Below are 25,766 nucleotides of genomic sequence, written 5' to 3'. Positions count from 1 at the left end.
CTCAAAAAATAACTATAAAATTGTCTTTAGATCTTCACTTGATGCTTCACTGTTGCGTGCTTATGAACTTCTAGTATATCGCGGAATTCCACCGTTTCTATTTCACAATCCGGACCAATGATTACACGTTCTCCCCTTACCATACTAGCCTTTGTATTGACCAGATCAATAGCATCGCCTTCGATTAGCCCCGCTTCAAACAGTATTTTCGAAGTTGGCTTCATCATATGCAGCAGTCTTCCCGTTTTACTCTTCTTAATGGTTAAGATACTGCCCCCAACCTCCTTCGCACTACTTGGACCAAACAATTTAATCTCCAAATGCTCAGCACTAAGTAATCCCGCAACGCTTAAGGCACCGGAAATTTGCAATTTTTCTCCTTCACAATCACCCTTCACATCCAAATTTCCGTAGAGATGAAGCTTATCGATTTTTACGGAGGTTGCTTTTATTTCACCCTGTCCACGTAAGGAATCTCCTTCAAGACTACCCTCGAGTGCAATTTCGCCAGTGATTTTCATTTGCTTCATATGCAGATTTCCAGCTATATTGGCATTTCCAGTCAGATTCATCTTTTCGCAATTCACATCTCCAGCGAATTTGCATTCTCCAGTGATCTTAACATCTTTGAAAGAGCCACCGGCTGAAGATGTCGTTCCAATTATTTTCAGATTATCATTCACCGACCTTCTCCACCTTTCCAACCTTAGCCTCTGGATGCACTGTAATTTGTTCGCGATACTCTACCCGTCCGAGTGTACAGCCTGGGCCAATAATGACAATATTTCCTCTGATGATATCCGCAGTTGTATATTCTACATCTATAAAATCTCCCTCGATCGTTCGAGCACATAGCTCAGGCCGAAGTTTAGGGATAATTCCGCTAAACATCTTACTCCAAAATCCATTATTCACTTGCCGAATCACGAGGCTCTCCACACCAATTTCATTGGCCTTCCCCTGACTCTGCAGTTTAAAATCCACATGACCGGCACTTAGTAAACCACCAACATTAAAGCTACCTTCACCTACCAAATCCTCAAGCTCACAATCCCCTTTGATACTCACCATTCCGTTAAGGGTACAGCTTTCACCTCGAAAACTCTTACCTACATTAAGAACCCCATCCACCTTTAGGGTGCCAAACCGCATATTACCCATCACTTTGATGACCCCGTTGCATTCTGCTTCTTCTGCTGCTAGATCATCATTCAAATTCATATGCCCATTTCCTTTAAACATTCGCGCCACAATCGGCCCGACTACTTTACCTACACCATCCATGTTTACGTTGTTGTAAGTACCACCGGCCCCACCACTAACCCCGTTTATTATCAAATCAGGCAGCTGATGTTTGTCCATTACTCTTCCTCCTATTCAACAAGCTTGTAGGCAAGCTTACCTTTCAATTGTTCGATCAAATCTGCATAGGTCATTTTACTGACCAATCTAACCCCTTCATCAAACCATAACTCCGCAGGCGCTTGTGCCAGAATGAAGGATGAAACCCCCATTTTCCGGATAAAAAACAATTCCCAGCTTCCACTCTCAAGCCTTGAAACTTTCTCCTGCAACGTGCGAAACAGAAGCTCCGCCTCCTCCATACTCATTTCCCCAGCACTAAGCAGGCGGTCTACAGCGAATAAATGAACGAGCTCCCCAAAAGTATATTTACTTTCATCACTGAGACTTTCTCCAAATTTCCTCAGCGTTGTTCTCGAAACAATGTTACGTTCTAAAATATCCTTAACAGTTACACTCACCTTCTCAAAGGATGCTTTATCCGATAGCTTATCAGCCATTTCATCCAGAGAAAGCCCATCTTTCATATTCACAATGTTGTGAATCCGGGACAGGATCATCTCTTTAGGAAAAAAAGTCTCTTGTCCAGTAAAGGTAGATTTACGGATAAACCATTCCTCAGGGATTAACTGCTTCCTTTTCCAGCGGTACAATTGCCCATATGAAATACCGGTTAAATCCAGCAGTTGTTTCTTCGAAATCAAATCATCTTCCATATCCGATCACTCCTTGAAAACATCGTAACATAACACTGTTACGTTGTAAATAAAACAATCCCCCTTGAATCTCCTCTGCAACAAATCATTGCATTAAAGTTTCCCTCCAAGATTTTACGACACAAGAAAAGAGTGAACCTCCGTCTAGAGGAGGATCTTCGCTCTTTTACTCCAAATGTATTCTTTGATTTAAGCTATGTTAAGGTAAAATGTTAATTTATGAAGAAAAGAGAAGAAGTCTTTATCGACCCCTTCTCTTTTCTTCACTTAATGTCTTTAGAATCTTTTTTTTGGTTTGGCTTAATCGTTTTTCAGCACCATGTGGGTGTAAGGGTTCACCCCAGATAAATCCATCGCCTTCGTACCTCGGAATGAGATGCATATGGTAATGAGTAAGATCGTTAAACTTCCCTCCATCTTGACAAATTCTTATACCGTCAGGTTTAAACAAGCTCTTCAAAGCAATTGAAAGTTTTTTCGAAGCATCCATGATAGCATAAGCAGTCTCTGACTCCATCTCTTCGACATCACAGTAATGCTTTTTGGGGAGGATTAGAGTATGCCCTTCATTAAAAGGAGCAATATCAAGCACACAAGTAATAAATTCATTTTCATAAACAATATTTAAGTCAGGTTCAATTCCGTTAGCGATTCTACATCCTAAGCATTCCATGTATAGCATTACACCATCCTAAATGGGATTTTACGTTACTCCTTACAACGATATCGCCGTTGCTTCACAACATAACCAAGAACAGTGAATATAAGTTTCCCAAAACGATCAATCAAATGGCTTCACTTAGTAAAAGGCGGTTTATTAAACTAACATCTCCATCCGTTCAGCACAAAAACTAACTATTCCTTATTTATTTTCATTTACTACTTGTTGAGCAATGCTTAGAATTGTATCCTCATCCAAACTGTTAAACTTTAAAGTGATTGAACCTTTTGAAGCATTGAATGCTAAATACGTATAATCACTATTTTTTATTTTTTGCACCTGTTTGCCGCTAATATCAATAATATCAGCATCGTTCAAATCAACTTGAGTATTGCTATAGGTTATTTCAAAGAGTGTTTCTCCTTGATAAGGTCCGTAGATGATTTCTCTTTCACTGGACTCTTTTTGCCCCTTTGTTAACTTCTCCAGCTTCCCTTTGTTTTTCGTATATGTGACTAAAACTTCTTGATTATCTCCAATAAAGTTGCCTTGTTTATCCTTTGGAGGGAATTTATATTGTACATAACTAACTTCATAACCATCCAGTGCAGGGATACTAAATGATGATCCTAATGCACTAACCTGCACCTGCGCTTTAGCTAATTCATCGTTGGAACCAGCCTTTTGACATCCTGATATTAAAAATATTATTGCAGCAATAAAAAATACAAATCCAAATTTGTTCATGAAATCACCTCTTATGATTTGAATTAATACTAATGGAAAACCTTAGTAGTTTGTAGATATACTTCAGTTACATTCCTTTTAACTCCTTTAATATACCTAAAATATGGAATAATTATATATACGTTGTAAAAGTAAATTTGTTGCAATGGGGCAGACAAGCCATTATGCTTTTGCTCCTGGATTTCATCAAGCGCACGAATAGGAGCTGACATCCCCTTGGTTCTGGACAGTAAAAAAGTGAATGAGCTCTCGCTTGCCACACCTCCTTACATAGTGTCATCTTAATCATAAAACGACGTTCGTAAAACTCAAATATCAACAATGTGGTTTAACATAGCCTAATACAAAGAAAAGAAAGCCCTCCCGAGCCAATACTATGGCATCTGGGACAGCCTTCTTTATTTTACTTGCTCTATCTATAAATCTTACCGGTCAAGTCTTTCATAAATCTCACTGCACATAGGTATAATGCGCTGAATCATATTGTGGGCCGGATTTCTCGTAAGTGAACCAGTACTCAATGCTGCTGCCAGCACTTAAACCACTCACCGTCTGCTTCCATGTACCTGAGCTATTGATCATCCGGTAATTAAGCTGTGGCCCCCCGTTAACCTTATAATGCACATCTACATAAAGAGCACTGGTCACAGGTGTAATATAAATGCTCGCTTCTGTTGAAGAAAGTCTCGTTACCCCTGCCGTAAAGTCAGCCGTCACATGATCACCACCCCCGCCGCCAGTGGGATTAGTAGTAACTGTTGCGGTATTACTAGCAGATGACAAATTACCTGCTGCGTCCGTAGCTTTTACTGTAAACGTATAAGCTGTGCTTGGAGTTAGTCCAGTAACAGTAGCTGTAGTATCTGCCACAGAGGCTACTTGCTGTGTTCCACGATAAACGAAATATCCCGTAACACCAACATTATCAGTTGAAGGAGACCAGCTCAGGTTAACTGCTGAATCCGTCTTGCTGGTTACTGTCAGATTAGCAGGTGCAGTAGGTGCTGTCGTGTCTCCAGTATTACCTCCACCCGTCAAGTATTCACCAGTGAAAGGATTAAACCGGTGTAGTGATAGAATTAACCAACCCGTGCTAGACACGCAGTTTTGCTGTGCCATAACCCAATAGCTGTTGCTGGTCCCTTTAAGCGAGTACGGAATTCCCCCCAGTGAAGCGCCGCTTGTGCCTTGCTTTTTAATAATTTCAGTGTTAATGGCATCCGCTTTGGATACATTGCCTTGCATATAGTAGGCGAGCGACATAAATGCGCTTCCTTCAAACCATACATCAGCACCCGTATTACCGATTTGATTCCCGTTATCGTCATATGCAGGCAAAACTTCATCCGTCCAGTCAAAATCATAGCCGGTCAGCGTATTCCCAGCATCATTGTAAGTAAGCGTCTGCTTGTAACGCGGATTCGCAAGGGTCCCCGGGGTGCCGGAAGCATTTTCCACATAAGTTAAGCTTGCACCGTAGTTATGGGTTCCGGATACTCCTAAAGCCAGTACTCCCCATGGATTCACGTCCAATGGAATTTTAGGATCAATCAGATTCGTATCGTTTTTCCAGCCTCCCTTGAAGCGTTTGACACTGTCATCCCACACATAATTATCCAGGAAGGTCTTCACTCCAGAAGCTGCGCTATTATATGAGGCAGCCTTTGAGGAATCTACCGAAGCATAATACTGCAGCACCCGGTAAATATCGATATTATGCTCGGTTGAGCTCCAAGGCTCATCTGAATTGCTCCAACCACTCCACCCTCCAGCAATACTGCCGTTGGCTTTTTTATACGACAAGCTCCAATCAAGTGCTTTGAGCGCCATCGGGCGATATCGCGTGTCATTATATTGCTTTTCATAGGCCATAGCAGCCATTGCCATCCATACAACCGGCCCCACATGTTTACGAATTTCTTCTCCGAAGCCATTGTTATACCAATAAGAGTTCAGCCAGAAGCCGGAAGGGTCCTGAATGTCCCGCATTTTGTTCAAAACCTGCTCTGCCCGCGTCCGTTCACCTTTTACAATAAAGGCTATGGCTGCAACAGCTTGATCATACGTGTATACAATCTGTTTGGGATTGTTAGGTCCCCAGAAATCCTCAAAGCTATCTACCAAGCCTTCAAAAGCATACCCTGCTGTAGCATCTTGCTGGGTCTTTAACCAGACTAAAGCACGATTTGAAGCATCACTTGCAGCATCCGCACTCACTTTTCCACCCATAGGTAGAGCTACTCCAAAAACCAGCAGACTTGTCATTAAAATCGAAAACAGCTTCCTCATCTTCATAACTTTCCTCCTCATAATCATGATGAACAGGGTAATGAGAGATCTTTGAAGCAAAATAAATAAAGCGTTTTCAAACAACGATAACAAGAACTTTTTGAATTCTTTACCATGGTAATTGTCCTCATTTTCAGCCTTTGCAACCTATTCGTCAACGATTTTATGTAAATTTTTAACTAAATGAGGCGAAATAACCATAAATCCCATTTAAGAAACCATACGAAAGACCGCAATTATTTTATTAATACGTGTTCACGAAGATAAAACAAAAAGAGCAGACAGCTCCTTGAGAAGGATCTATCTGCTCTTTTGATTCAATCCCTATTCTATTCTGCTTTATCTTCACCAGTAGCTTCGTCTGCCGCTGGTTCAGCAGCATCCTCATCTGTTGGCTCTTGAGCTGCTGGAGGCGCAACCCGGACAATCAAAGTGTCCTCAGGCGTCAACACTTCCCAGCCCTCATGCTTCGGCAGATCAGATACCAGCAATTGGTCACCAATATCTAGTCCGCTGATATCCACCTCAAAGGATGCCGTTAATTTATCTGGAAGTGTACGAATATCCAGCTCATGCAATTCAATTTGCTGCACACCGCCACTCTTCACACCTACTGGATCTCCTGTAAAGTGAAAGGCTACTTTCGTATCCAATTTGGCTTTCATGTCGATCTGCTGAAAATCAATATGCAGCAGTTGTTTGGATACGGGCTGGCGCTGAATTTCTTGGATGACAACGTTCTTTTTACCTGAATCTGGCAATTCCAAGGTTAATACCGCCCGAGGGTTATTAGCCAAAATCCCGGTAATTGTCTTAGCATCCGCTGTAAAGGACTGGCTATCTGAACCTGCACCGTACACGACGACCGGTACAAAGCCTTTTCTGCGCTGTGAAGAAGTCGAGCCGGATCTTTCTGTCAAACGTACTGTTGTATTCACGATGATTCCTCCTAAGTAGGGATTTTATACTAGACCGATTAGATATGTACGTCTAACCTAACCACTCTCTAATTACCCCATTAACCTGGCTTTGAAACCCTTTTAAACTTTTTGAGCACAGGCAAAAATAAGGTCAAATTGTATTATTATACAATTCAACATTAATTATTCAAGACTTAGGAGTGAATCATCATTATATCTGTGACAAAGCTCAGACCAAATGACAGGCTACAAAATGATTATTACCAGCATCGCGGAATACAGGAATCTCCGATTTGCAAACCTCTTGGGCATAGGGACAACGAGTATGAAATTTACAGCCAGCCGGGGGATTCACAGGACTCGGAATATCCCCCTTAAGAACGATTCTTTCCCTTTTCAGCTTCGGAATAGGTATTGGAACAGCTGATAGCAATGCCTTGGTATACGGATGGAGCGGATTCTTAAATAATTCATCTCTAGAAGCCGTCTCCATCATAGATCCCAGATACATGACACCGATTCTTGAACATAAATGCTCCACTACACTCAAATCATGAGAGATGAACAAATAGGTTAGCCCACGGCTCTGCTGCAGCTTACTGAATAAATTAATAATCTGCGCTTGGATGGATACATCCAAGGCCGAGACTGGCTCGTCTGCAATGATTAGCTCAGGACTCAGCACAAGCGCACGCGCGATTCCGATCCGCTGCCGCTGCCCCCCCGAGAATTCATGCGGGAAGCGATCAATATGATAAGAGGATAAACCACATGCCTCAAGCGCCTCAAGCACCCGATCACGAACCTCTGATTTTGAGCATAACCCATGATCCAGTAAAGCTTCTCCGATAGCATCACCTATGCGGACCCGAGGGTTAAGTGAGCTATAAGGGTCTTGAAAGATTAGCTGCATTTGCGGTCTGATCTTTCGCAATTCAGCGGGAGACAAAGAATGAATGTCTATCCCTTTGAATTTGATCTCACCTGCCGTTTTATCCGTTAGCCGTAGAATTGTCCGTCCTACTGTACTCTTGCCGCTCCCGGATTCTCCAACCAGTCCAAACGTTTCACCAGGCTGAAGCGTAATGCTAATATCATCAACAGCCTTTACATGCCCGACCGTACGGTTTAGCAATCCCTTAGTGACAGGGAAATATTTCTTCAGATGATTGACCTCAAGCAATGCCTCAGGCATGAACAACCGCCTCCTCATACAACCAGCAAGCTACCTTTTGTCTGCTGGCCACTTCTTTAAGCTGGGGCTGCTGGCTGGCACATACAGGCATGCAATGCTCACAGCGGTCATGAAAATAGCAAGAAGGTACCAGCTCAAGCGGATTTGGCACTTGGCCTGGTATGGAATACAGCTCATCCTGTCGCTGATTAATAACTGGCTTCGATTTGAGCAGCCCTTTCGTATACGGGTGTTTGGGATTGTTGAACAATTCAACAACTTCCCCCTCCTCCACAATCTTTCCGGAGTACATAACAATCACGTAATCAGCCATCTCCGCGACTACACCCAGATCATGGGTGATTAATAGAATAGACATGCCGGAGCTGTCTTTAATTTCACGAAGCATATCCAGAATTTGTGCTTGAATCGTTACATCCAGCGCCGTTGTCGGTTCATCTGCAATCAATAGCTTTGGACTGCAGGCGATGGCAATAGCGATCATTATCCGCTGCAGCATCCCTCCGCTCAGTTCATGTGGGTAACTATCTGCTATTTGTTCAGGGCGTGATATGCCTACCTGTTTTATCAGTTCAATTGCCCGGATACGTGCCTGCTTCTTGTTCATCTTCAAATGCACGATCAACGGCTCCATAATTTGTTCACCGATCTTAATTACAGGATTAAGAGAGGACATGGGCTCCTGGAAGATCATCGCGATCTCGTTGCCACGGATAGCTCGCAGTGTGTTTTTGTCCATTTGTAACAAATCTTCACCCTGAAAATCAATTTTGCCATGGACAACCTTGCCCCCTGGCTCTTCAACAAGACCCATGATGGACATCGCAGTTACACTTTTGCCGCAACCCGATTCTCCGACGATACAGACCGTCTCTCCTTCACGAACACGGAAGCTTACATCATCAACGGCTTTCACTTTCCCTTCTTCCGTGAAGAAGTATGTACTTAGACCGTCTATATTCATTAAATCACTCATGTGAGGGTCACCTACCTCTTCTGTTTAGGATCAAGTACGTCCCGGAGTCCGTCACCAAAGATATTGATCGCGATTACTGTCGCGAAGATGGATAGCCCAGGCGGAATCCACAGCCACGGCCGATCCTTAAAGTCGATCATATTATTCGCTGCATCAATCATATTGCCCCAGGTTGGCGTTGGCGGCATAACACCTAGCCCAAAAAAGCTAAGAACAGATTCACTCAATATGGCACCACCGATGTTGAGAGTAGCCATAACGATCAGCAGCGGGACAATGTTCGGCAGCAAGTGATTAAACAATTTACGCCGATCCCGAAGGCCTAATACTACGGCTGCTTGCATAAACTCACGTTCTCGCAGACTAAGCATTTGCCCCCGCACCATACGCGCCATACCCGGCCAGCTCACAATGCTAAGCATAAGCATAACGATATACATGCGATAATCCGTTGGAATCTTCCACTCTGATAATAACGCTCCAAAAATAAAAAGCAGAGGCAGACTCGGAACCGTCAATAACAGATCCGCAATCCGCATAATGATTTGATCAGCGATTCCACGGTAATATCCAGCTATAGCCCCCAAAAGAGCCCCGATAAACACTGAAAGAACCATCGATGCCAGTCCTACTGTCAGTGAAATACGTCCTGCCTGCATCACCCGGGTCAGAATATCCCTGCCCAGCGCGTCGGTACCCAGCCAATGCATCATGTTAGGTGCCTTGTTCATCAGTGCCATATTAATTTTGTTATCGGTATAGGGAGAGAACAGAGGACCTATAAAACAAAGCGCAAACATAAAAATTACTACCACAAACCCGGATACCGCCAGCTTGTTCTTTAACAATCTTCGAAGGGATTGCCGGAATAAAGAGGATCTTCCTTTGGTGGTCTGGGGTTTTGAAATCCCCGCTACATTACTTTGAACTGCCACGTCAGCTTCCTCCTCTCTATAGCCGAACTCTAGGATCGGCCATCCGGTACAAAACATCCGAAAGCAACGTTCCTATGACGGTAAGTATCGCAATAAACATCGTAAAGCCCATCAGTAAAGGATAATCCCTAAGCCCGAAGGACTGCATATACAGCTGCCCAATCCCCGGCCAATTAAATATTTTCTCAATAATCAGTGATCCGCCAAATAGCGCTGGAAGCTCGAAGCCAACCAGTGTAATCGCAGGCAATAAGGCATTACGCAAGGCATGTGTAAAAAGCACCTTACGCTCCCTTAGACCTTTAGCGCGGGCAGTACGGATATAATCCTGCTTTAAGACATCGATCATATTGCTGCGGAAATAACGTGTGAGCGAGCCTAATCCAAGGAGGGTCATAACAACAACCGGAAGGGTCATATGCATAACAATCTCCTTAAAGTACGCCAGACCCGTAGCGTTGCTGCCTGTAGTGATGATTCCACCCGGAGGCAGCCACTTGAGATCGACAGCCAGGATTTTAATCAGGAATAAGCCTATAAAAAATGACGGCAGCGACATGGCTGCGAATATTGCGATCATCACGAGTGTATCGAACCATGAATATTGCTTATAAGCTGAAATCACACCAATAATAACTGCAATCACCCACGTCAGAAACGTGGAAACGGCAGCCAGCAGAAAGGAATTCCAAATATAATCATTAAAAAGCTGAAGCACAGGCTTTTGCTGGGCTAAGGAATACCCGAAATCGCCATGCAGCGCATTTTTCATCCATACTCCATACCGCTCAAGCATCGGCTTGTTTAAGCCGTAGATCTCACGCAGCTCTGCTTTGCGCTCTGCCGTCAATTTAATATTTCCGGTTATGAAATCTCCCGGTGTTGAAGCATACAGACAGAAGATCAATAATGATGCCGCAAATAAGATAATGACCATGTACAACAGTCTTTTCGATAAATAAGCGCTCATGACAGACTCCTTATGATTTGTCCCCTGCCCAAGAATCTAGAACAGGGGACACTGTTTTATTTATTTCAGGCTCCAAGTTGGCAGACTGCCAGCAAGACCGATGAACGGGCTGACCGATAGATTCTCAATACGTCCGTTATAGGCGTATACAGTCTTTTTGTAACTTGTGAAAATAATAGGCAGTTCATCATTGAAGAGCTGGTACAGCTCTTTGTATACCGCTTTGCGGGCTTCAATATCGGTAGTTGCCAAAGCTTTATTGTATAACTCCAGGAATTTCGGATTGTCATAATCCGTGATCTCGCCATCAAAGAATTGCATGAACCCGTCAGACGGATCAGTCAACATACTTGTGGAGAAGGATACGAGGTCGTAATCCCCACCTTCTACCTTAGATACCAGTGAGTTAAAGTCTGCGAACACCTCAGGCTGGAAGTCGATACCCAGTGCTTCAAAATTCTCTTTCGCTACAGCGATGAAAATATCTGTGTTTTTACTCTTCGAACCGAGGTAATGAATGCTGAGCGGTTTGCCATCTTTTTCACGGATACCACCCGCTCCTACAGTCCAGCCGGCTTCATCGAGCAATTGTTTAGCTTTTTCCGGATCATATTTGTAAGGATTAATGCCTTCCTCCGTGTAAGACCAAGAGATTGGGGATGCCGGAATGTTCGCAATAGAACCTGCACCTTGTGCTGCATCCACATAAATACTCTGACGATCCAAACCGTACACAATAGCTTGACGTACTAGCTTATCCTTGAGCTGCTCATGTTTCAAATTGACTTGCAGGTATCCGTACGTGCTTGGAGTGTAAGGAATAATATTCACAAAGCCGAGCGCTTTCAGCTTCTCGATATTCTCGTCTGTTGCACTAAAAGAAGCGTAGTCTACCTCACCCGTTTCTACGAACTGCCATACATCGCCTTCCGTAGTTTTGTAGATGAAATGTTCTGTCTTTGGTTTACCTTTGAAATAATTCTCATTCGCTACAAAACGTACCTCTTGCCCCGGAATAAATTTCTCCAGCTTGTAAGGTCCATCCCCCAGTGGCTTCTCATGCAGCTTCTTGATGTATTCGAGATTTCCAAATGTATAGTCCTTGCCATAGTAAGCTTTAGACAATACATTCGAGCCGAGCTGTACCAGCGCTGTTGCGTTGGGCTGCTCAAGCGTAGCTGAGATCGTCTGTGGATCAATCACCTTAATCCCTTCTATCTTTGGAGAAGTACCTTCTTTATAGGCTTTGCCGCCTTTAATATTTAGGGATGGAAGCTGCGAGCTACCGTCATACGATTTGTCGTATTGGATCGTCCAAGTAAAGGCTACATCATCCGCCGTTAATGGAGAACCGTCGCTGAATTTCAAATCTTTTTGCAAATGGAACGTGTATGTAAGCTGATCGTCCGAAACATCCCAGCTCTCCGCAAGCTCCGGTGTTGGAATGCCTTTATCGTCTACAGTTACGAGAGAAGCGTATAGCAGTGAGGATACATTGCCATCATAACCACTTTGCTGAAAATACGGAGTGAAAGCTCCACTTGGATCCGTTAACCCTACGATAATGGTGTCTGTGCGTTTCTGTGCAACTGCTGGAAGTTTGGACAAATCGGTTGCGGTAAAAGGCTCGCTTAGCGCACCAGCAGGAACAATTTCTGGCGTAGTTGCTGCTTCCACATTAGTTGAATTGGACCCTTTAGCCGCATTGTTCGCGGACGAGGATTCGTTAGTACTGTTGTTAGCGCAAGCCGAAAGTAACAGTGAACCCGTAAGCAGTAATGAAGTGATTACAATCGCATTTTTTCTCATGTACCTATCTCCCTTTTCTCTCTAATAGAATAATAACTATAATTCCTACCCGTAAAGTATGAATAACTTCTGATGTTCATTATAGAAAGGTTTTCTAGTTCTGTAAAGAGAGAACTTTAAAAAAATTCTCCATAAACAGAATTATGCAAATATTAAAAAAAACAAAAAAAGCCAAAACCCTCTCTGCATAAGAGAATTCTGACCTTCAGACCGTACAATTTTTTCGAAATCTTTATTTTAAATAATCAAAAAGCTGCTCATTCATCCGATGAATGCCTTCCAGACGCAGACTATATCCGGTGACATTCTCACCTTCAATATAGGCATGAAGCAAACCTGCACAGCGAAGATTAAAAATATGATCGTGAACGATCCCCTTCGAGATTCCTGCATGCTTTACAATTTCGGTAAACGTTTTGCGGCCACCGCTAAGGGCTTGGAGGATTTTCAGGCGGCTTTTTTCACTTAGACTACGAATCGTTCTGTACATAAATGGTGAAATCTCTTCGTTCTCTATCGAAATCCAGGCCGCATAATGACAGATCGTTAATTCACCGTAGCAATAGATGATATTAGCAGGCTGAAAATGGTACTGTGGAATCAGAACGAGCTTCTTGAGCCCATCCGTAGGAATGAAGTAAAAACCGTTGGTCGTCTTGTTCACAAAATCAGCCGTTTCCAGTTCATTAAGCTCCATGTTCTTCAAATCTACATGCTGCTGTAATTTGCTTAGAATCGCAGGATTACATTGACTAAAGTACTGGCGGTTCCATTCGGAGAGTAAAAATACTACGCGATTACGGTAATCCTCCATATGGCTTGGAAAAACCTTTACATATTTTGATAAGGTCTCATATAACTCGCCAACAGATAACCCTTCAATCCAGTTCAACACACTGTCTACATCATCCTTAAATGGACAACAGTAAATGAGCAGATTCAACATTTTCCATTCATTATTTAGTTCGGTTTCTTTCAGGCGTGATAGCAGTTCTTGACTGAGGCTGCTCTCAATTTCTGTGACCCACGCCATTCCTAAATCAATCTTCTTATAGGATTTTTTGCACAAATAAGTATGTAAGCTGTTCAATAATTCATAAATGGACCTAAATTCAACCTCAACCTTGTATTCCACAATGATTCCTCCTGCTAGCGGTTCTTTTCAGTAGTGAGATATTCTCTTAATCTTATTGTATTATCCTGAGTATACGCAAGCTACTTTATAAACGGGAGTGTATAAAAATTCATTGACTGCTGATTGACTGCAGAATTTCTGCGTATCAAACTTTAATTTAGGTTTGTTTGCGAGGTGTTCGTGCAAGGGGACTTCTACTCGTAAAATACAGCTAAGGGACATTTCAGTACGGTTGCATCGGGGATCTTAACCCATGCGATCAACCACCTAGTCATAGCGATTCCATCGGTAAAATATACTCGAACGAAGTTGCTATCAGACACAGTGGACCTTATAAGCAGTATTCCCCCCATTTTGGGGTTTTATCGGGCTCCAGGGGTACTATCGGCATTCAAATCGCCTAATTTGTGCCTTTTCCTAAGGATAGCTGCAATGGAGTCCGAAAGCTCCAATGGATGATTATGATGACAGGAGTTTTGGACATGTTGAGGTCTCAAGGATTCCCATGTTTCCGGCAGTCCTGGATGTTCCTGCATCAGAGTGCCGGGAATGTCTGGCCCGCCTTCTCAGCTCGCCAAAAGTCACTCGATCGCGTCAGAACAAACATTACAAGCAACTGCCTCGAGTAACAAGAGCACATTATTCACACCAGTAATCCTAACTTCCTCGGTAAATCCATCTATGGAACGCCATCAAACATCCAGGGCGAGCAATCAATCTGCTTCGTTCCTCGCTTTTTGCAAATCGTGGTAGTAAAATATAGGCAATAACATTTTAGGAGTGAAGCCATAAGATGCAAATTCAAACTGGAACAGGACGTTTTTTTGTTGCGAATGACGGTAAGGACCTTGCCGAGATCACATACAGTTTGGATAAAGATGCTGGGGAATTGGTCATTGACCACACTCGTGTCTCTGAGGAACTGCGCGGTCAAGGTACCGGTGAAGAACTTGTACGGGCTGTTGTAGATAAGGCTCGAAATGAAAATTTGAAAATTGTTCCTGTGTGCTCCTATGCAGCTCATCAATTCGAGAAGCATCCGGAGTATAAGGACGTGCGCGGAAACACAGGCGAGCGAGACTGATCTCCGTTCCCGTTTCCGTGAAGCTTTATTAACCTATTCGAACTAATACACTTAGTTCAAATACACATTAGGAGGAAACGGGTTTGACTACTACCGATACTTTGAGAAATATAGAAGAATTACAAGAACGCTGTGAGCAATATGACGGAATTTCACTGAAATTGAATTGGGATATGCTTCGCCAGCCATCAAGCGTAGGAGATACGGAATGGCTCGTTACTTATGAAGATGAATTACTCGTCGGCTTCTTAGGACTTTATGGATTCGGAAGCGATATGGAGGTCTGCGGCATGGTTCGGCCAGGCTACCGCCGACGGGGCATCTTCACCTCACTGTGGAACCGAGCGCAGACTATTATCCAACGGGGCAATGTCGCTACCCTACTTCTAAACGCTCCCGCTGCTTCGTCATCTGGTGTAGCATTCCTTCGAACACTACCACTACAGTTTAATCATGCGGAATACCAAATGAAATGGGGCGGAAATTCGGTTGCTTCTTCTGAAGCAAGCTCAGCCACAGGGACTGTGATCTTACGCCCTGCTCGTGAAGACGAAGCCCCAATTCTTGTTGAGCTGGATTGTGGAGGCTTTGATATAAAGACAGAAGATGCTGCCGAACTCTATGACCTGCAGAAACAGGAAGGCCTGCAAGAACATATTATGATCGAAATGGATGGACAACCTGTTGGTAAAATGCGGCTGTGGACCGAAGATAATGAAACCTGGATTTATGGATTTACTGTCAGCAAGAAGCTACGGGGGCTAGGCATTGGACGAAGTGCTCTTCTTCAAACGATCGAACGAGAACGTAAAAACTATAATGGAATTAATCTCGAGGTCGCTCTAGATAATCCCAATGCGCTTAAGCTTTATGAAAGCTGTGGCTTTATCATTCAGAATAAACAGGATTATTACCGTTATATCGGCTAATCCATAGAAATAAAGCCTCCTGTCTAATGGGCGTTTTCGCCTGTAGAGCAGGAGGCCTTATTTTATTATAAGAAGTAATCACATGAGCCCAAAGCCTCCAACATTAGCTTCGCCTCTATCATTTCTACGGTCACTACAGTTTAATGAGCCATCCGCGTGCACTTCCTGCTCCAGAAATACAGATAACAATCGAACATAATCCAAAGACTCCTTATACGGGACTGCATTTCCGTTGTAAGAGTATTTACGACCCTCTAGCAAGGAGTAGATTTCCACGGTCTCCGCAGGTTCACCGTAAGCCGCATAACAAAAGACGTTAGTCATATGCAAAAAGCCCGCAATTGTATCCTCATTGCCATTCACCATAAATTTCTGAATGTTCAGGCTTCGACCATTCTGAATAGAATTCCAAGCTAATTGAGTAATCATCGAAAGCTCCAAGTTCAGCTCCGGGACTGGCACATACCACTGCTCGTATAGCATAACCGGAATTTCCAGTAAATGATTGGTCGAAACGATACGCATTAGTTCATCCGCTATACTTGTCTTGATATCCCAATATTGCAGTAATGAAGGAAAAGCATCCCCTCTAGGCGGCCAACGACGCTCTAACAGAAATTGTATCGGTATCTCCCTTCGAACTTCAGGCAGCAAACTATAAAAGTCGTTAAGTGTATGCCCTACAGCATATTGAACCTGCTGGCGCCAGCGTGGGAGCCCTGTCGCTGGAGCTCCGCTTGATAAATTCTCGGCCCCTCCAAGCATAATGTGCTCCACTCGATAATCATGCAGTCGTTTATATGGAGGCGTATGTAAATTCACTTGTTTCTTCATCCAACTTCCTGCTGGCCCGCCCATCCTATGATGCCACCATACAAGCTTCGATAAATTGACGACCGAATTGACGGCAGGCTTCTTTTTCAGCAGCGTTCGGGCCATATTCAATCTTAAGACTATCCTGTAATATCACAGCTCCACGTTCCTTTAACTTCTCCACGAATAAGTCCACGGCTCCACAATAAATCGCGTAGCCTGTGTCTCCGCTTCCAAAAACTGCTGACTTCATAGCAGTCAAATCAAGCTCATCCATCTCCTCATAGAAATCAAGAGCTTCATCTGGTATCTCTCCATCTCCCCAAGTATATGCTCCTAACAGAACGCCTTCATATGAATTTATCTCAACCGCATTACATTCAGTGACCGATTTCAAAACGGCTTCACCACCTGCTTGGCGTATTCCCTCTACAATCAACTCAGCCATTTCCTCAGTGTTTCCAGTTAGACTGGCGTATGCCACTAGCACTTTAGTCATCTTTCTGTTCCTCCCATTACTAAACATAAAATTTAAATGATGTGTGCTTCACCCCCATTCTATTTGATAATGATTATCATTGTCAAATGAATAAAATAAAAAAAACGCAAACTCCCGTTTAATCACACGGTTGATGTTTGCGTTCAATCCCTTTTTTGTTCAAAATGTTTTAGTATGCTCCTTCGAGCAAGGTAATGTGATTACCATCTGGATCGCGGAAATTCATTTCTTTCCCGCCATACGCCATCGTAACCGGTGGCTGACAATCCAGTCCCTTAGCCTTTAACTGCTCGTACGTCTCATCGAGATTATCGCAGCCGAATACTAAATTAACAAAGCCAGTTGTGAGCTTTTCCCATTTCGTCTCATCCCAAATGATGATTCCAGGCTGCTTCTTGTCGAATCCAATCTTTGCACCATCAAAATTGCCGTAGCCTTCGAACGGAATTGGAATCCCTAGCACCTCCGAATAAAATGCAGCCAACGCAGCAGTATCCTTAGTGTAGATGTTAGTACCTTCAAAAGACGAAATCATAATTTGTCCCCTTTCATTCTCATCATCATAGTATCCATTTCTTACTTGAGTTTAACAAGGCTAGCATCCTTTGTATTGCAAAAATGCGACATTTATCTGCCCGCATAGACTAAAGCCTCAAGTGGTGTTCTTCCTGCATATTTCTTAAAACTGTTTATAAAATGAGGCTGATGGCTGAATCCATAAGTAAAAATAAGATCCTGAATATTCTTCGTCTGCACAGGCAGTTGATACATTTCCCGCCATACATTCTGAAATCGCACAAGGTCAGCTGTTTTTTTAGGGGATACACCTACGTATTCTTGAAAAAGTCTTTCGAGTTGGCGTCTGCTTAGATTAGAGCTGGTTTCCAAATCCTCAGCTGTTACCACACCCTTTTGTTTAATTAGGGTATAAATTGCATTCATCATCCGATCATTAGTCCGTCCTCCACGCTCAAGACGCTGAAAAAGATATGCCTCAGCTGCTGCTATCCTTTCATTCATAGAATTTGCTTGTTCCAGCAGAAGTCCTAGCTCTTTTTTAAAAGTACAAAAGTACTGGTCCACATCTACAAATGCATTCAGGACATCCCGGAGATGGTCATCTGCAAAAAAATGAACGGCCCAGAAATGAAATCGGATACCAAAGGTTGAGATCATACCCTTCCCCCTGTCTGAAGGGACTTCAAAAGGAGCATCATTGATGCCGGAAAAAACGGTAGTTGTTAAGCCTGTCGATTCATTCAGATTCCAAATAATGTCCATGCATGTATCTGGAATAATGGTTTCCATTCGAATTTTGTAACCAGATGCCTTGTCCACTACGTGAACGGATGCCTCTGTAGAAATACGCGGTGTAACAGAGCCCCAGAAACAGCGAATATATGGCTGCAAAGCTCGACTAGGTAGAAATTCACTAGTTTGTGCTGGATTTGCAGTTATCGGGAAATATAGAGGTGTGAGATTGAACATAAGCTGCTATTCTCCGATCATAAATATTGTAAAGACTCTGGTATCTGATCATACACAATCATTGCTTGATCTGCCAGAATAATAGCTGTGAGCATGGAAATATTATACACATTATCTTCTTTGGATAAAATAAGCAGAGTGTTGGGCTTGTGCTTATTTTGTTTGTAGCTATATGGTGAAATGATGTACAATAAAGGCTAAATGAATTTTTGAAGGATGGATTAAAAAATGTATATAGCTAGCGACTGGAAAGACTATGAAGTAATTGACACTGGCGGTGGAGAGAAGCTTGAACGTTGGGGTGACATCATCCTGCGCCGTCCGGATCCACAAATTATTTGGCCACTCTCCAATGAGACCGCGAAATGGCGTGATGTACACGGTCATTATCACCGTTCCTCAGCGGGTGGTGGACAATGGGAAATGAAGAAAACAATTCCGGATGATTGGAAAATTAGTTACGGAAAATTAAAATTCCATTTGCGTCCTACGAATTTTAAACATACAGGGTTATTCCCTGAACAAGCGGCCAACTGGAGCTGGATGATGGACAAGATTGCGGCTGCTAACCGTCCGATCTCAGTACTAAATCTATTTGCTTACACAGGTGGAGCTACTGTAGCCGCAGCAAGTGCCGGCGCTTCGGTTGTTCACGTGGATGCAGCCAAAGGAATGGTGCAATGGGCAAAAGAAAATGTCCAGCTGTCCGGCCTAGGCGAGCGTCCAGTTCGCTACATCACGGATGACGTATTCAAATTCGTACAACGTGAACAACGTCGTGGTAGTAAGTATGATGCGATTATCATGGACCCGCCTTCCTATGGAAGAGGGCCTGGCGGAGAAATGTGGAAGCTGGAATCCAGCTTATATCCTTTCCTTGAGAGCTGCATGCAAATCATGAGCGACAAACCTTTGTTTATGCTAATCAATTCATACACCACTGGGATTTCTCCAACGGTCCTACGTAATATGTTGTCGATGACCATGGGTAAACGTTATGGCGGGAAGCTCACCTCCGGTGAAATCGGTCTTCCGATCACTTCCTCCGGCATGAACCTGCCATGCGGTATTCTGGGACGCTGGGAGGCGTAAGCCATGACACTGCATTTATCTGGCAGCAACGAGCCGCTGGACGGAATATCGAAGCGCTTTGAAGTGTTATACGAAGATAATCATCTTCTAGGCATAGTGAAGCCCGTGAATATTCCTGTTCAGGAGGATGCTACTGGAGATCCTGATCTGCTCAATCTGCTCAAAGAAGATGTGAAGGAACGCTTCAATAAGCCTGGCAACGTCTATATGGGGCTAGTCCACCGCCTGGATCGTCCAGTTGGGGGTGCAATGATCTTTGCCAAGACATCAAAAGCAGCATCAAGACTATCCGAGTGTGTCAGAACTCACAGCTTTCATAAGGTGTACTTAACGGTCGTGCACGGTAAACCACCAGCATCTCATGGCCGTCTTACCGATACACTGCTTAAAGACGCCAAGAGCAATACCGTCACTGTCGTCCGTAAAGGAACCCCCGGCGGTAAGGAAGCCATGCTGGATTACACAGTACTTGGCAGCGCTGAGGGTTACAGCCTGCTCAAGATCGATTTACTCACCGGTCGTTCCCATCAAATTCGAGTGCAGCTCAGCTCCATCGGCTGCCCATTATACGGTGATCAGAAGTATGGGGCTTCGGTGAACAGACCTGGACAGCAAATTGCACTGTGGTCTGCACTTGTAGGCTTTCCCCACCCTGTTACTAAAGAAGAAGTAGAACTTATTTCCCTGCCCCCGCAAACCCATCCTTGGGATTTATGGTCCAAGGAATTACAAAAGAAGGCTATCCGTTAATGGATGGCCTTCTTTTGTAAAAATAAGTGTTGTTGTACTTTTTTAATAGCTTGTCATCGCAAGCTTGTACCTCAATCTATTTCTCCGGCCCTTGTCACCCCGATTATTCATGGTGTAGAACCTTCCGGTGTTGTTGTAACAACCATTTTGCCCATTAAATAGAGTAGTAGCTGTTGGTTATGAGAGGATATCGGATCAAGCGCTTCTGCAAAAAAATCACTGCGGATCTTCAAACCACGTGCAGTCTCCTGCGTTCCAATTTCCGTTATACTCACCCATACAATACGGCGATCCGCAGCATCTCTCTCCCGAATGATAAGCCCATTTTTCTCCATCCGATCAAGTAACATAGTAACCGCTGCAGGACTGGTCGCCAGATGTGGAGCCAGATCAGAAGGCTTCATGGCATCACGTTCCTGAAGCAGTTCAAGTACTGTGAGTTGGGCATCCGTTAGCGATGGGGCAAGATTACTGTCCATATGTAGTTTGTAATCTTTTAAAATTTTATGCCAAATTTTACTGAATTCAGAAGCGTGCACACTGATTCCTTCCTTTCCTTGCGGTTCTATCCGGTATAACTACATTTTCGCGAAACAAATTCCATTTCCTGCAAAAGAAGAAAAATAAATCTTCATAACTGATAAGCGAGAAAATTAAAAAAAGGCACGTAGTCAATTCTCAAGAAGAATTGACTACGTGCCTTGGCTTGTTTACTTCACTGCTGGGAAAAGATTAACAATCTCATCCTTTTTCTCCACAGGGACAATCTGTTTGCCTGTAGAACGACGCTCTCCAAGTGGTGCAGATTCAGAAGAGAACGTGTGATGTGCATTCTCCCGTGTAATTGCATTAAGTTCCAGCGGTTCTCTGCAATAGAAAGCCCCTGCCAATTTACTGCCATTTGGCCGTACTCGCTTGCCTTCCTTAAATTCAAAGGTTGGCATCCCTTTGCCACCGCGGCTTTGAGATGGATAATCCACTAGTAATGAACGTTTCGCATATCCGATATCGGAGATAGAAAGGATCTCACCTTCATCTTCACTGACCCAGAAGCAAGAAATCACCTCATCGCCCTCACGAAGCTGAATGCCTCTTACACCGGATGCAACACGGCCCATAGGATTAACTTCATTCTCATGGAATCTAATACTCATTCCTTCACGAGTCACTAGTACAATGTCCTTGTCATTCGTACTAGTAACGACTGTAATGATCTCATCACCGTCTGCTACCTTACAGGCTGCTACGGCTCCAGAGCGGCTTGTAGAGTATTCCTTGAGCTCTGTACGCTTAACCTGACCTCTGCGGGTGATAAACACAAGGCTTTGCTGCGGATCATCAAGATTATTGACCGGAATCACGCTAATGATTCCATCCCCTTTAGACAACCCGATAACGTTAACAATCGCAGTACCAGGTTCTTTCCATTTAAACTCTGGAATCTGGTGAACCGGAAGTAAGAAGTACTGCCCCTTGCGCGTAAATACCAGCAGACTGTCACGGGTATTCACATCGAGCAGCTTAACGATATGATCGCCTTCTTTAACGCCTGAAGTATGACGTTCCCCACCAGAGCGGGTAAAGGAAAGCATACTTGTACGCTTAATATAACCGTCTGCGGAAAGTGCTACTAGCACATCCTCTGCGTTGACCAGCGCTTCAAGGCTAACCTTAAGCTCCTCAACTTCGCCTTGGATCAGCGAACGGCGATCGATCCCGTATTTATCGCGGATCTCCAGCAATTCCTTACGGATTACAGCTACGAGCTTCTTGTCACTTTCCAATATGCCACGCAGATGTGTAATCTTGACCATCATTTCATCCAATTCTTTTTGGAGTGAAGTAATCTCCAAATTCGTCAGACGATACAATTGTAAGGTAAGAATAGAATCCGCTTGACGTTCACTGAACCCGAACATCCACACGAGATTGTTCTGAGCGTCCTGACGGTTCTTCGATGCTTTGATGGCAGCGATGACCTCATCAAGAATATTCAGTGCCTTAACCAAGCCCTCTAAGACATGAGCACGGTCTTCTGCGCGTTCCAGATCAAATTGGGTGCGGTGAGTCACTACTTCACGCTGATGCGCGATATAGGCCTCCAGGATGGCTTTAAGGCCAAGCTGTTGCGGAGCCTTGTTGACGATCGCCACCATATTGAAGTTATAGGTAATTTGAAGATCGGTTTTTTTGAGCAGATATGCCAAAACGCCTTGGGCATCCGCTTCTTTCTTGAGCTCCACTACAATCCGAAGTCCTTCTCGTCCACTCTCATCACGAACTTCAGCAATGCCATCGATCTTCTTCTCTAATCGAATATTCTCCATGGAGGTAACTAGTCGTGATTTTACAATCTGGAATGGAACTTCCGTAATCACGATTTGTTGCTTGCCGCCACGCATATTTTCAATCTCAGTCTTGGAGCGTAAATAAATACGGCCTTTACCAGTACGGTAAGCATCCATGATGCCATCTCCGCCCATAATAGTGCCGCCTGTAGGGAAATCCGGACCTTTCATAAAGGTCATGATATCTTCTAGTTCAATATCCGGCTTCTGCATCACTGCGATACAAGCATCAATAACCTCCCGTAGATTATGTGGCGGAATCTCAGTGGCAAAGCCTGCGGAAATCCCACTCGTGCCATTTACGAGTAGATTCGGATACCTGGAAGGAACAACTACAGGCTCTTTGGCTGTATTGTCAAAGTTGTCCTTAAACAGCACCGTCCGCTTCTCGATATCACGCATCATCTCCATTGCAATCGGAGATAAGCGTGCTTCTGTATAACGCATTGCCGCAGCTGGGTCATCGTCCATCGAGCCCCAGTTGCCATGACCGTCAACAAGAACATGCCCCATCTTCCATGGCTGTGCCATACGAACCATACCATCGTAAATCGAGGAGTCACCATGTGGATGGTAATTACCCATTACATCCCCGACAGTTTTGGCTGACTTGCGGTACGGCTTGTCAGGCGTGTTGCCAGAATCGTACATCGCATAAAGAATCCGGCGCTGTACAGGCTTAAGTCCATCGCGGACATCGGGAATCGCCCGGTCCTGAATAATATATTTGGAATACCGACCAAAGCGGTCACCGACGACCTCTTCCAGAAAAGCCGGCAAAAATTGTTCTGATAAACTACTCACTTTGCTCACCTTCTGTTCCTCAAACTGCCCGTTTTATAAAAGTATGGCGCTTCTAATGAACACTCCTGGGATTCTTGGACTTCCAGCTGCTGTTGTCTCCAGATTTCTTTGATTATACCGCTAATGCGGATAAAATCAGGAGACAAAGGCGGACGCTATCGCTCCTACAGTTCCAAAATTCCCCTACGTTCCAAGAATCGCCAAGCTTTTAGAAAATCGGGATTATCGTCACTTGCAGCACTACTAACTGCAGCTACTCTACAATTTCAGTGAAATCGACATTTTCAACAATCCAACGTTTACGAGGATCGACCTTATCACCCATCAGTGTAGAAACACGGCGCTCAGCCTTAGCCGCATCCTCAATCTGCACTTGAAGCAGTGTACGCGATTCTGGATTCATCGTTGTTTCCCACAGCTGATCAGGGTTCATCTCACCCAATCCTTTATAGCGCTGAAGCTCGAAGTTTTTGCCGAATTCCTTTAAATAATTTTGCAATTCTTCGTCACTCCATGCATACCTTACAGTCTCCAGCTTGCCCGTTTTGCGGGTCAGCTTATAAAGCGGAGGCTGGGCGATAAAAACCTTTCCGGCATCTATTAACGGCTTCATATAACGATAGAAAAATGTCAGCAGCAGCACCTGAATATGCGCTCCATCTGTATCCGCATCGGTCATAATGATAATTTTGGAATAATTGCTGTCTTCGACGGTAAAATCCGGGCCAATTCCTGCACCAATCGTGGAAATGATTGCTTTATATTCATCGTTCTTCAGGATATCCAGCAGCTTGGCTTTTTCCGGATTCATAGGTTTCCCTTTTAGCGGCAAGATCGCCTGAATCTTTGAATCACGGCCTTGCTTCGCTGAGCCACCGGCTGAATCACCTTCTACGATGAACAGCTCAGTACGTGTAACGTCCTTGGACTGCGCAGGTGACAATTTCCCACCAAGATTCGAGCTCTCGCTACGTTTCTTACCTGTACGAATCTCATCGCGGGCTTTGCGAGCCGCTTCCCGAGCCTTCGAAGCCTGAATTGATTTTTTCAAAAGACTCTGCGCTACCTGTGGGTTTTCTTCCAGGAAACGAGCCATATTCTCAGATACGATATAGTCTACTGCACTACGGGCAGAAGCACTTCCGAGCTGATCCTTCGTCTGTCCAACAAACTCAACCTCGGACATTTTAACACTAATGACAGCCATCATACCTTCGCGCAAATCATTTCCTTCTAAATTCTTATCCTTTTCTTTAAGCAACTGTGTACGGCGGGCATAGTCATTTAACACACGAGTATACGCAGTTTTAAAGCCCGTCTCATGAGTACCCCCGCTACGAGTAGGAATGGAGTTAACGAAAGAAGCCAAGGTTTCCGTATAGCCCCCATTGTACTGAAGAGCTACCTCCACTTCGATATCGTCTTTTTCTGCGCTGAAGTGAATAACGTCATGCAGAACATCCTTGCCCTCATTCAGGAATTGCACAAATTGGCTTGCTCCACCCTCGTAAAAGAACTCGTCCTGACGATTACTCCGCTCATCATGCAGCGTAATACGCAGACCGGAATTCAGAAAGGCAATCTCCTGTACCCGCTCTGCCAGCGTGTCATAATTCAGGGCAATTCCATTTGGAAAGACACGAATATCCGGTTTAAAAGTAATTTTCGAACCGGTTTTGTTGGTGTTGCCTAAAATTTCAAGGCCCGTTACCGGCTCGCCAACATGCTCTTTCCCCTTCTTGTCCACCCAATATTCAAAACGTTGACGATGGATTTTGCCCTCACGATAAATCTCTACTTCAAGCCATTCAGACAAAGCATTCGTTACTGAAGCCCCTACGCCATGCAAACCGCCTGATTTCTTGTAACCAGATCCACCGAATTTACCGCCTGCATGCAAAATTGTAAATACAACCTGCGGCGTTGGCACTCCTGTCTTATGCATTCCAGTTGGAATTCCACGGCCGTTGTCTGTCACTGTTACTGAGCCATCTTTGCGAAGTAGTAAGTCAATCTTCGTACAATACTTGGCTAAATGCTCATCCACAGCATTATCTACAATTTCCCATACTAGATGATGTAGTCCCGAAGAACTTGTACTGCCGATATACATGCCAGGTCGTTTGCGCACTGCAACCAGACCTTCGAGCACTTGAATGTCGTCAGCATCGTATCCAGTACGGCTATTCTCGCCGTTATTAGAAACTTCAGCAAACATATCGATCTGTTCGAGCATTCATGCTCCTCCTTCTTTTCTCTATACTAAAGCATTAGCGCCTTTGGCGTCCTTATAAGGACGGTAAG

General features: G+C 44.0%; 24 protein-coding genes. 4 read left to right on the top strand and 20 right to left on the bottom strand.

Going from position 1 to position 25,766, the window contains the following annotated elements:
• Window positions 1-26: 26 nt before the first annotated feature.
• The 13 genes from CA598_RS04240 to CA598_RS04175 all read right to left on the bottom strand — a co-directional run bounded on the left by CA598_RS04240 (window position 27) and on the right by CA598_RS04175 (window position 13,655).
• Window positions 27-683, bottom strand: coding sequence for a hypothetical protein (locus CA598_RS04240; protein ID WP_094875523.1), 657 nt, complete (start codon window positions 681-683; stop codon window positions 27-29).
• Window positions 676-1,362 (bottom strand): hypothetical protein, encoded by a 687-nt coding sequence (locus tag CA598_RS04235; RefSeq protein WP_094870230.1) that lies wholly within the window; start codon window positions 1,360-1,362, stop codon window positions 676-678. Before CA598_RS04235 ends, CA598_RS04240 begins: the two co-directional genes overlap by 8 nt.
• An 11-nt stretch (window positions 1,363-1,373) precedes the next feature.
• Window positions 1,374-2,018: a YhbD family protein gene (locus tag CA598_RS04230; RefSeq protein ID WP_094870231.1), complete on the bottom strand. Its 645-nt coding sequence runs from the start codon at window positions 2,016-2,018 to the stop codon at window positions 1,374-1,376.
• Window positions 2,019-2,259: 241 nt separating this feature from the next.
• A complete protein-coding gene (locus CA598_RS04225) occupies window positions 2,260-2,691 on the bottom strand; it encodes an HIT family protein (RefSeq protein WP_094875621.1) in 432 nt (143 codons plus the stop codon).
• Window positions 2,692-2,880: 189 nt separating this feature from the next.
• Window positions 2,881-3,426 (bottom strand): hypothetical protein, encoded by a 546-nt coding sequence (locus tag CA598_RS04220; protein ID WP_094875521.1) that lies wholly within the window; start codon window positions 3,424-3,426, stop codon window positions 2,881-2,883.
• Window positions 3,427-3,876: 450 nt separating this feature from the next.
• Complete coding sequence (locus CA598_RS04210) at window positions 3,877-5,721, bottom strand: fibronectin type III domain-containing protein (RefSeq protein WP_256990350.1); 1,845 nt, start codon at window positions 5,719-5,721, stop codon at window positions 3,877-3,879.
• A 323-nt stretch (window positions 5,722-6,044) separates the two neighbouring features.
• On the bottom strand, window positions 6,045-6,653 hold the full coding sequence (locus CA598_RS04205) for a 50S ribosomal protein L25 (RefSeq protein ID WP_179281591.1): 609 nt from the start codon (window positions 6,651-6,653) through the stop codon (window positions 6,045-6,047).
• Window positions 6,654-6,864: 211 nt separating this feature from the next.
• On the bottom strand, window positions 6,865-7,830 hold the full coding sequence (locus CA598_RS04200; protein ID WP_094875518.1) for an ABC transporter ATP-binding protein: 966 nt from the start codon (window positions 7,828-7,830) through the stop codon (window positions 6,865-6,867).
• A complete protein-coding gene (locus CA598_RS04195) occupies window positions 7,823-8,806 on the bottom strand; it encodes an ABC transporter ATP-binding protein (RefSeq protein ID WP_094875516.1) in 984 nt (327 codons plus the stop codon). Before CA598_RS04195 ends, CA598_RS04200 begins: the two co-directional genes overlap by 8 nt.
• 11 nt (window positions 8,807-8,817) lie before the next feature.
• Window positions 8,818-9,741, bottom strand: a complete 924-nt coding sequence (gene opp4C / locus CA598_RS04190; RefSeq protein WP_094875515.1) for an oligopeptide ABC transporter permease — start codon at window positions 9,739-9,741, stop codon at window positions 8,818-8,820.
• A gap of 16 nt (window positions 9,742-9,757) precedes the next feature.
• Complete coding sequence (locus tag CA598_RS04185) at window positions 9,758-10,711, bottom strand: ABC transporter permease (protein ID WP_094875513.1); 954 nt, start codon at window positions 10,709-10,711, stop codon at window positions 9,758-9,760.
• Between the two features lie 60 nt (window positions 10,712-10,771).
• A complete protein-coding gene (locus tag CA598_RS04180) occupies window positions 10,772-12,520 on the bottom strand; it encodes an ABC transporter substrate-binding protein (protein ID WP_094875512.1) in 1,749 nt (582 codons plus the stop codon).
• 232 nt (window positions 12,521-12,752) lie between these two features.
• Window positions 12,753-13,655 (bottom strand): ArsR/SmtB family transcription factor, encoded by a 903-nt coding sequence (locus CA598_RS04175; protein WP_094870239.1) that lies wholly within the window; start codon window positions 13,653-13,655, stop codon window positions 12,753-12,755.
• 793 nt (window positions 13,656-14,448) lie between these two features.
• Here CA598_RS04175 and CA598_RS04170 point away from each other — a divergent pair.
• Together CA598_RS04170 and CA598_RS04165 are read left to right on the top strand one after the other, a co-directional pair.
• A complete protein-coding gene (locus CA598_RS04170; RefSeq protein ID WP_094875510.1) occupies window positions 14,449-14,739 on the top strand; it encodes a GNAT family N-acetyltransferase in 291 nt (96 codons plus the stop codon).
• An 83-nt stretch (window positions 14,740-14,822) separates the two neighbouring features.
• Window positions 14,823-15,668 carry a GNAT family N-acetyltransferase gene (locus CA598_RS04165; RefSeq protein ID WP_094875509.1) on the top strand — a complete coding sequence of 282 codons (846 nt, stop codon included), beginning with the start codon at window positions 14,823-14,825 and terminating at the stop codon, window positions 15,666-15,668.
• A 78-nt stretch (window positions 15,669-15,746) separates the two neighbouring features.
• Here CA598_RS04165 and CA598_RS04160 read toward each other — a convergent pair whose 3' ends face one another.
• The 4 genes from CA598_RS04160 to CA598_RS04145 form a co-directional block, all read right to left on the bottom strand.
• Window positions 15,747-16,502, bottom strand: a complete 756-nt coding sequence (locus CA598_RS04160) for a hypothetical protein (RefSeq protein WP_143812133.1) — start codon at window positions 16,500-16,502, stop codon at window positions 15,747-15,749.
• A 25-nt stretch (window positions 16,503-16,527) separates the two neighbouring features.
• Complete coding sequence (locus CA598_RS04155; protein ID WP_094870242.1) at window positions 16,528-16,980, bottom strand: flavodoxin; 453 nt, start codon at window positions 16,978-16,980, stop codon at window positions 16,528-16,530.
• A gap of 169 nt (window positions 16,981-17,149) precedes the next feature.
• Window positions 17,150-17,515 (bottom strand): VOC family protein, encoded by a 366-nt coding sequence (locus CA598_RS04150; RefSeq protein WP_076299603.1) that lies wholly within the window; start codon window positions 17,513-17,515, stop codon window positions 17,150-17,152.
• Window positions 17,516-17,607: 92 nt separating this feature from the next.
• Window positions 17,608-18,468, bottom strand: coding sequence for a helix-turn-helix domain-containing protein (locus CA598_RS04145; RefSeq protein ID WP_094875507.1), 861 nt, complete (start codon window positions 18,466-18,468; stop codon window positions 17,608-17,610).
• A gap of 228 nt (window positions 18,469-18,696) precedes the next feature.
• On the opposite strand from CA598_RS04145, the gene CA598_RS04140 reads away from it, so the two are divergent.
• Window positions 18,697-19,560: a class I SAM-dependent methyltransferase gene (locus CA598_RS04140; protein ID WP_042190039.1), complete on the top strand. Its 864-nt coding sequence runs from the start codon at window positions 18,697-18,699 to the stop codon at window positions 19,558-19,560.
• Window positions 19,561-19,563: 3 nt separating this feature from the next.
• A complete protein-coding gene (locus CA598_RS04135) occupies window positions 19,564-20,310 on the top strand; it encodes an RluA family pseudouridine synthase (RefSeq protein WP_094875506.1) in 747 nt (248 codons plus the stop codon).
• 107 nt (window positions 20,311-20,417) lie between these two features.
• Here the strand turns inward: CA598_RS04135 and CA598_RS04130 are convergent, their stop codons facing one another.
• The 3 genes from CA598_RS04130 to parE all read right to left on the bottom strand — a co-directional run bounded on the left by CA598_RS04130 (window position 20,418) and on the right by parE (window position 25,698).
• Window positions 20,418-20,849 (bottom strand): MarR family winged helix-turn-helix transcriptional regulator, encoded by a 432-nt coding sequence (locus tag CA598_RS04130; protein WP_094870245.1) that lies wholly within the window; start codon window positions 20,847-20,849, stop codon window positions 20,418-20,420.
• Between the two features lie 171 nt (window positions 20,850-21,020).
• On the bottom strand, window positions 21,021-23,462 hold the full coding sequence (gyrA, locus tag CA598_RS04125) for a DNA gyrase subunit A (protein WP_094870246.1): 2,442 nt from the start codon (window positions 23,460-23,462) through the stop codon (window positions 21,021-21,023).
• Between the two features lie 253 nt (window positions 23,463-23,715).
• Window positions 23,716-25,698, bottom strand: coding sequence for a DNA topoisomerase IV subunit B (parE, locus tag CA598_RS04120; RefSeq protein WP_042190046.1), 1,983 nt, complete (start codon window positions 25,696-25,698; stop codon window positions 23,716-23,718).
• Window positions 25,699-25,766 lie beyond the last annotated feature (68 nt).

Origin of the sequence: Paenibacillus sp. VTT E-133291 (genome assembly GCF_002264395.1) — a bacterium.
GTDB lineage: Bacteria > Bacillota > Bacilli > Paenibacillales > Paenibacillaceae > Paenibacillus_AQ > Paenibacillus_AQ nitricinens.
This window is presented reverse-complemented; position numbering and strand designations above follow the sequence as displayed.

What these genes read in the sequence shown, in the direction of transcription:
- CA598_RS04210 (WP_256990350.1), bottom strand. Translation starts at nt 5,721, where the DNA reads ATGAAGATGAGGAAGCTGTTTTCGATTTTAATGACAAGTCTGCTGGTT.
- CA598_RS04150 (WP_076299603.1), bottom strand. Translation starts at nt 17,515, where the DNA reads ATGATTTCGTCTTTTGAAGGTACTAACATCTACACTAAGGATACTGCT.
- CA598_RS04200 (WP_094875518.1), bottom strand. Translation starts at nt 7,830, where the DNA reads ATGCCTGAGGCATTGCTTGAGGTCAATCATCTGAAGAAATATTTCCCT.
- CA598_RS04185 (WP_094875513.1), bottom strand. Translation starts at nt 10,711, where the DNA reads ATGAGCGCTTATTTATCGAAAAGACTGTTGTACATGGTCATTATCTTA.
- CA598_RS04225 (WP_094875621.1), bottom strand. Translation starts at nt 2,691, where the DNA reads ATGGAATGCTTAGGATGTAGAATCGCTAACGGAATTGAACCTGACTTA.
- CA598_RS04180 (WP_094875512.1), bottom strand. Translation starts at nt 12,520, where the DNA reads ATGAGAAAAAATGCGATTGTAATCACTTCATTACTGCTTACGGGTTCA.
- CA598_RS04220 (WP_094875521.1), bottom strand. Translation starts at nt 3,426, where the DNA reads ATGAACAAATTTGGATTTGTATTTTTTATTGCTGCAATAATATTTTTA.
- CA598_RS04235 (WP_094870230.1), bottom strand. Translation starts at nt 1,362, where the DNA reads ATGGACAAACATCAGCTGCCTGATTTGATAATAAACGGGGTTAGTGGT.
- CA598_RS04140 (WP_042190039.1), top strand. Translation starts at nt 18,697, where the DNA reads ATGTATATAGCTAGCGACTGGAAAGACTATGAAGTAATTGACACTGGC.
- parE (WP_042190046.1), bottom strand. Translation starts at nt 25,698, where the DNA reads ATGCTCGAACAGATCGATATGTTTGCTGAAGTTTCTAATAACGGCGAG.
- CA598_RS04135 (WP_094875506.1), top strand. Translation starts at nt 19,564, where the DNA reads ATGACACTGCATTTATCTGGCAGCAACGAGCCGCTGGACGGAATATCG.
- CA598_RS04145 (WP_094875507.1), bottom strand. Translation starts at nt 18,468, where the DNA reads ATGTTCAATCTCACACCTCTATATTTCCCGATAACTGCAAATCCAGCA.
- CA598_RS04230 (WP_094870231.1), bottom strand. Translation starts at nt 2,018, where the DNA reads ATGGAAGATGATTTGATTTCGAAGAAACAACTGCTGGATTTAACCGGT.
- CA598_RS04160 (WP_143812133.1), bottom strand. Translation starts at nt 16,502, where the DNA reads ATGAAGAAACAAGTGAATTTACATACGCCTCCATATAAACGACTGCAT.
- CA598_RS04155 (WP_094870242.1), bottom strand. Translation starts at nt 16,980, where the DNA reads ATGACTAAAGTGCTAGTGGCATACGCCAGTCTAACTGGAAACACTGAG.
- CA598_RS04195 (WP_094875516.1), bottom strand. Translation starts at nt 8,806, where the DNA reads ATGAGTGATTTAATGAATATAGACGGTCTAAGTACATACTTCTTCACG.
- CA598_RS04170 (WP_094875510.1), top strand. Translation starts at nt 14,449, where the DNA reads ATGCAAATTCAAACTGGAACAGGACGTTTTTTTGTTGCGAATGACGGT.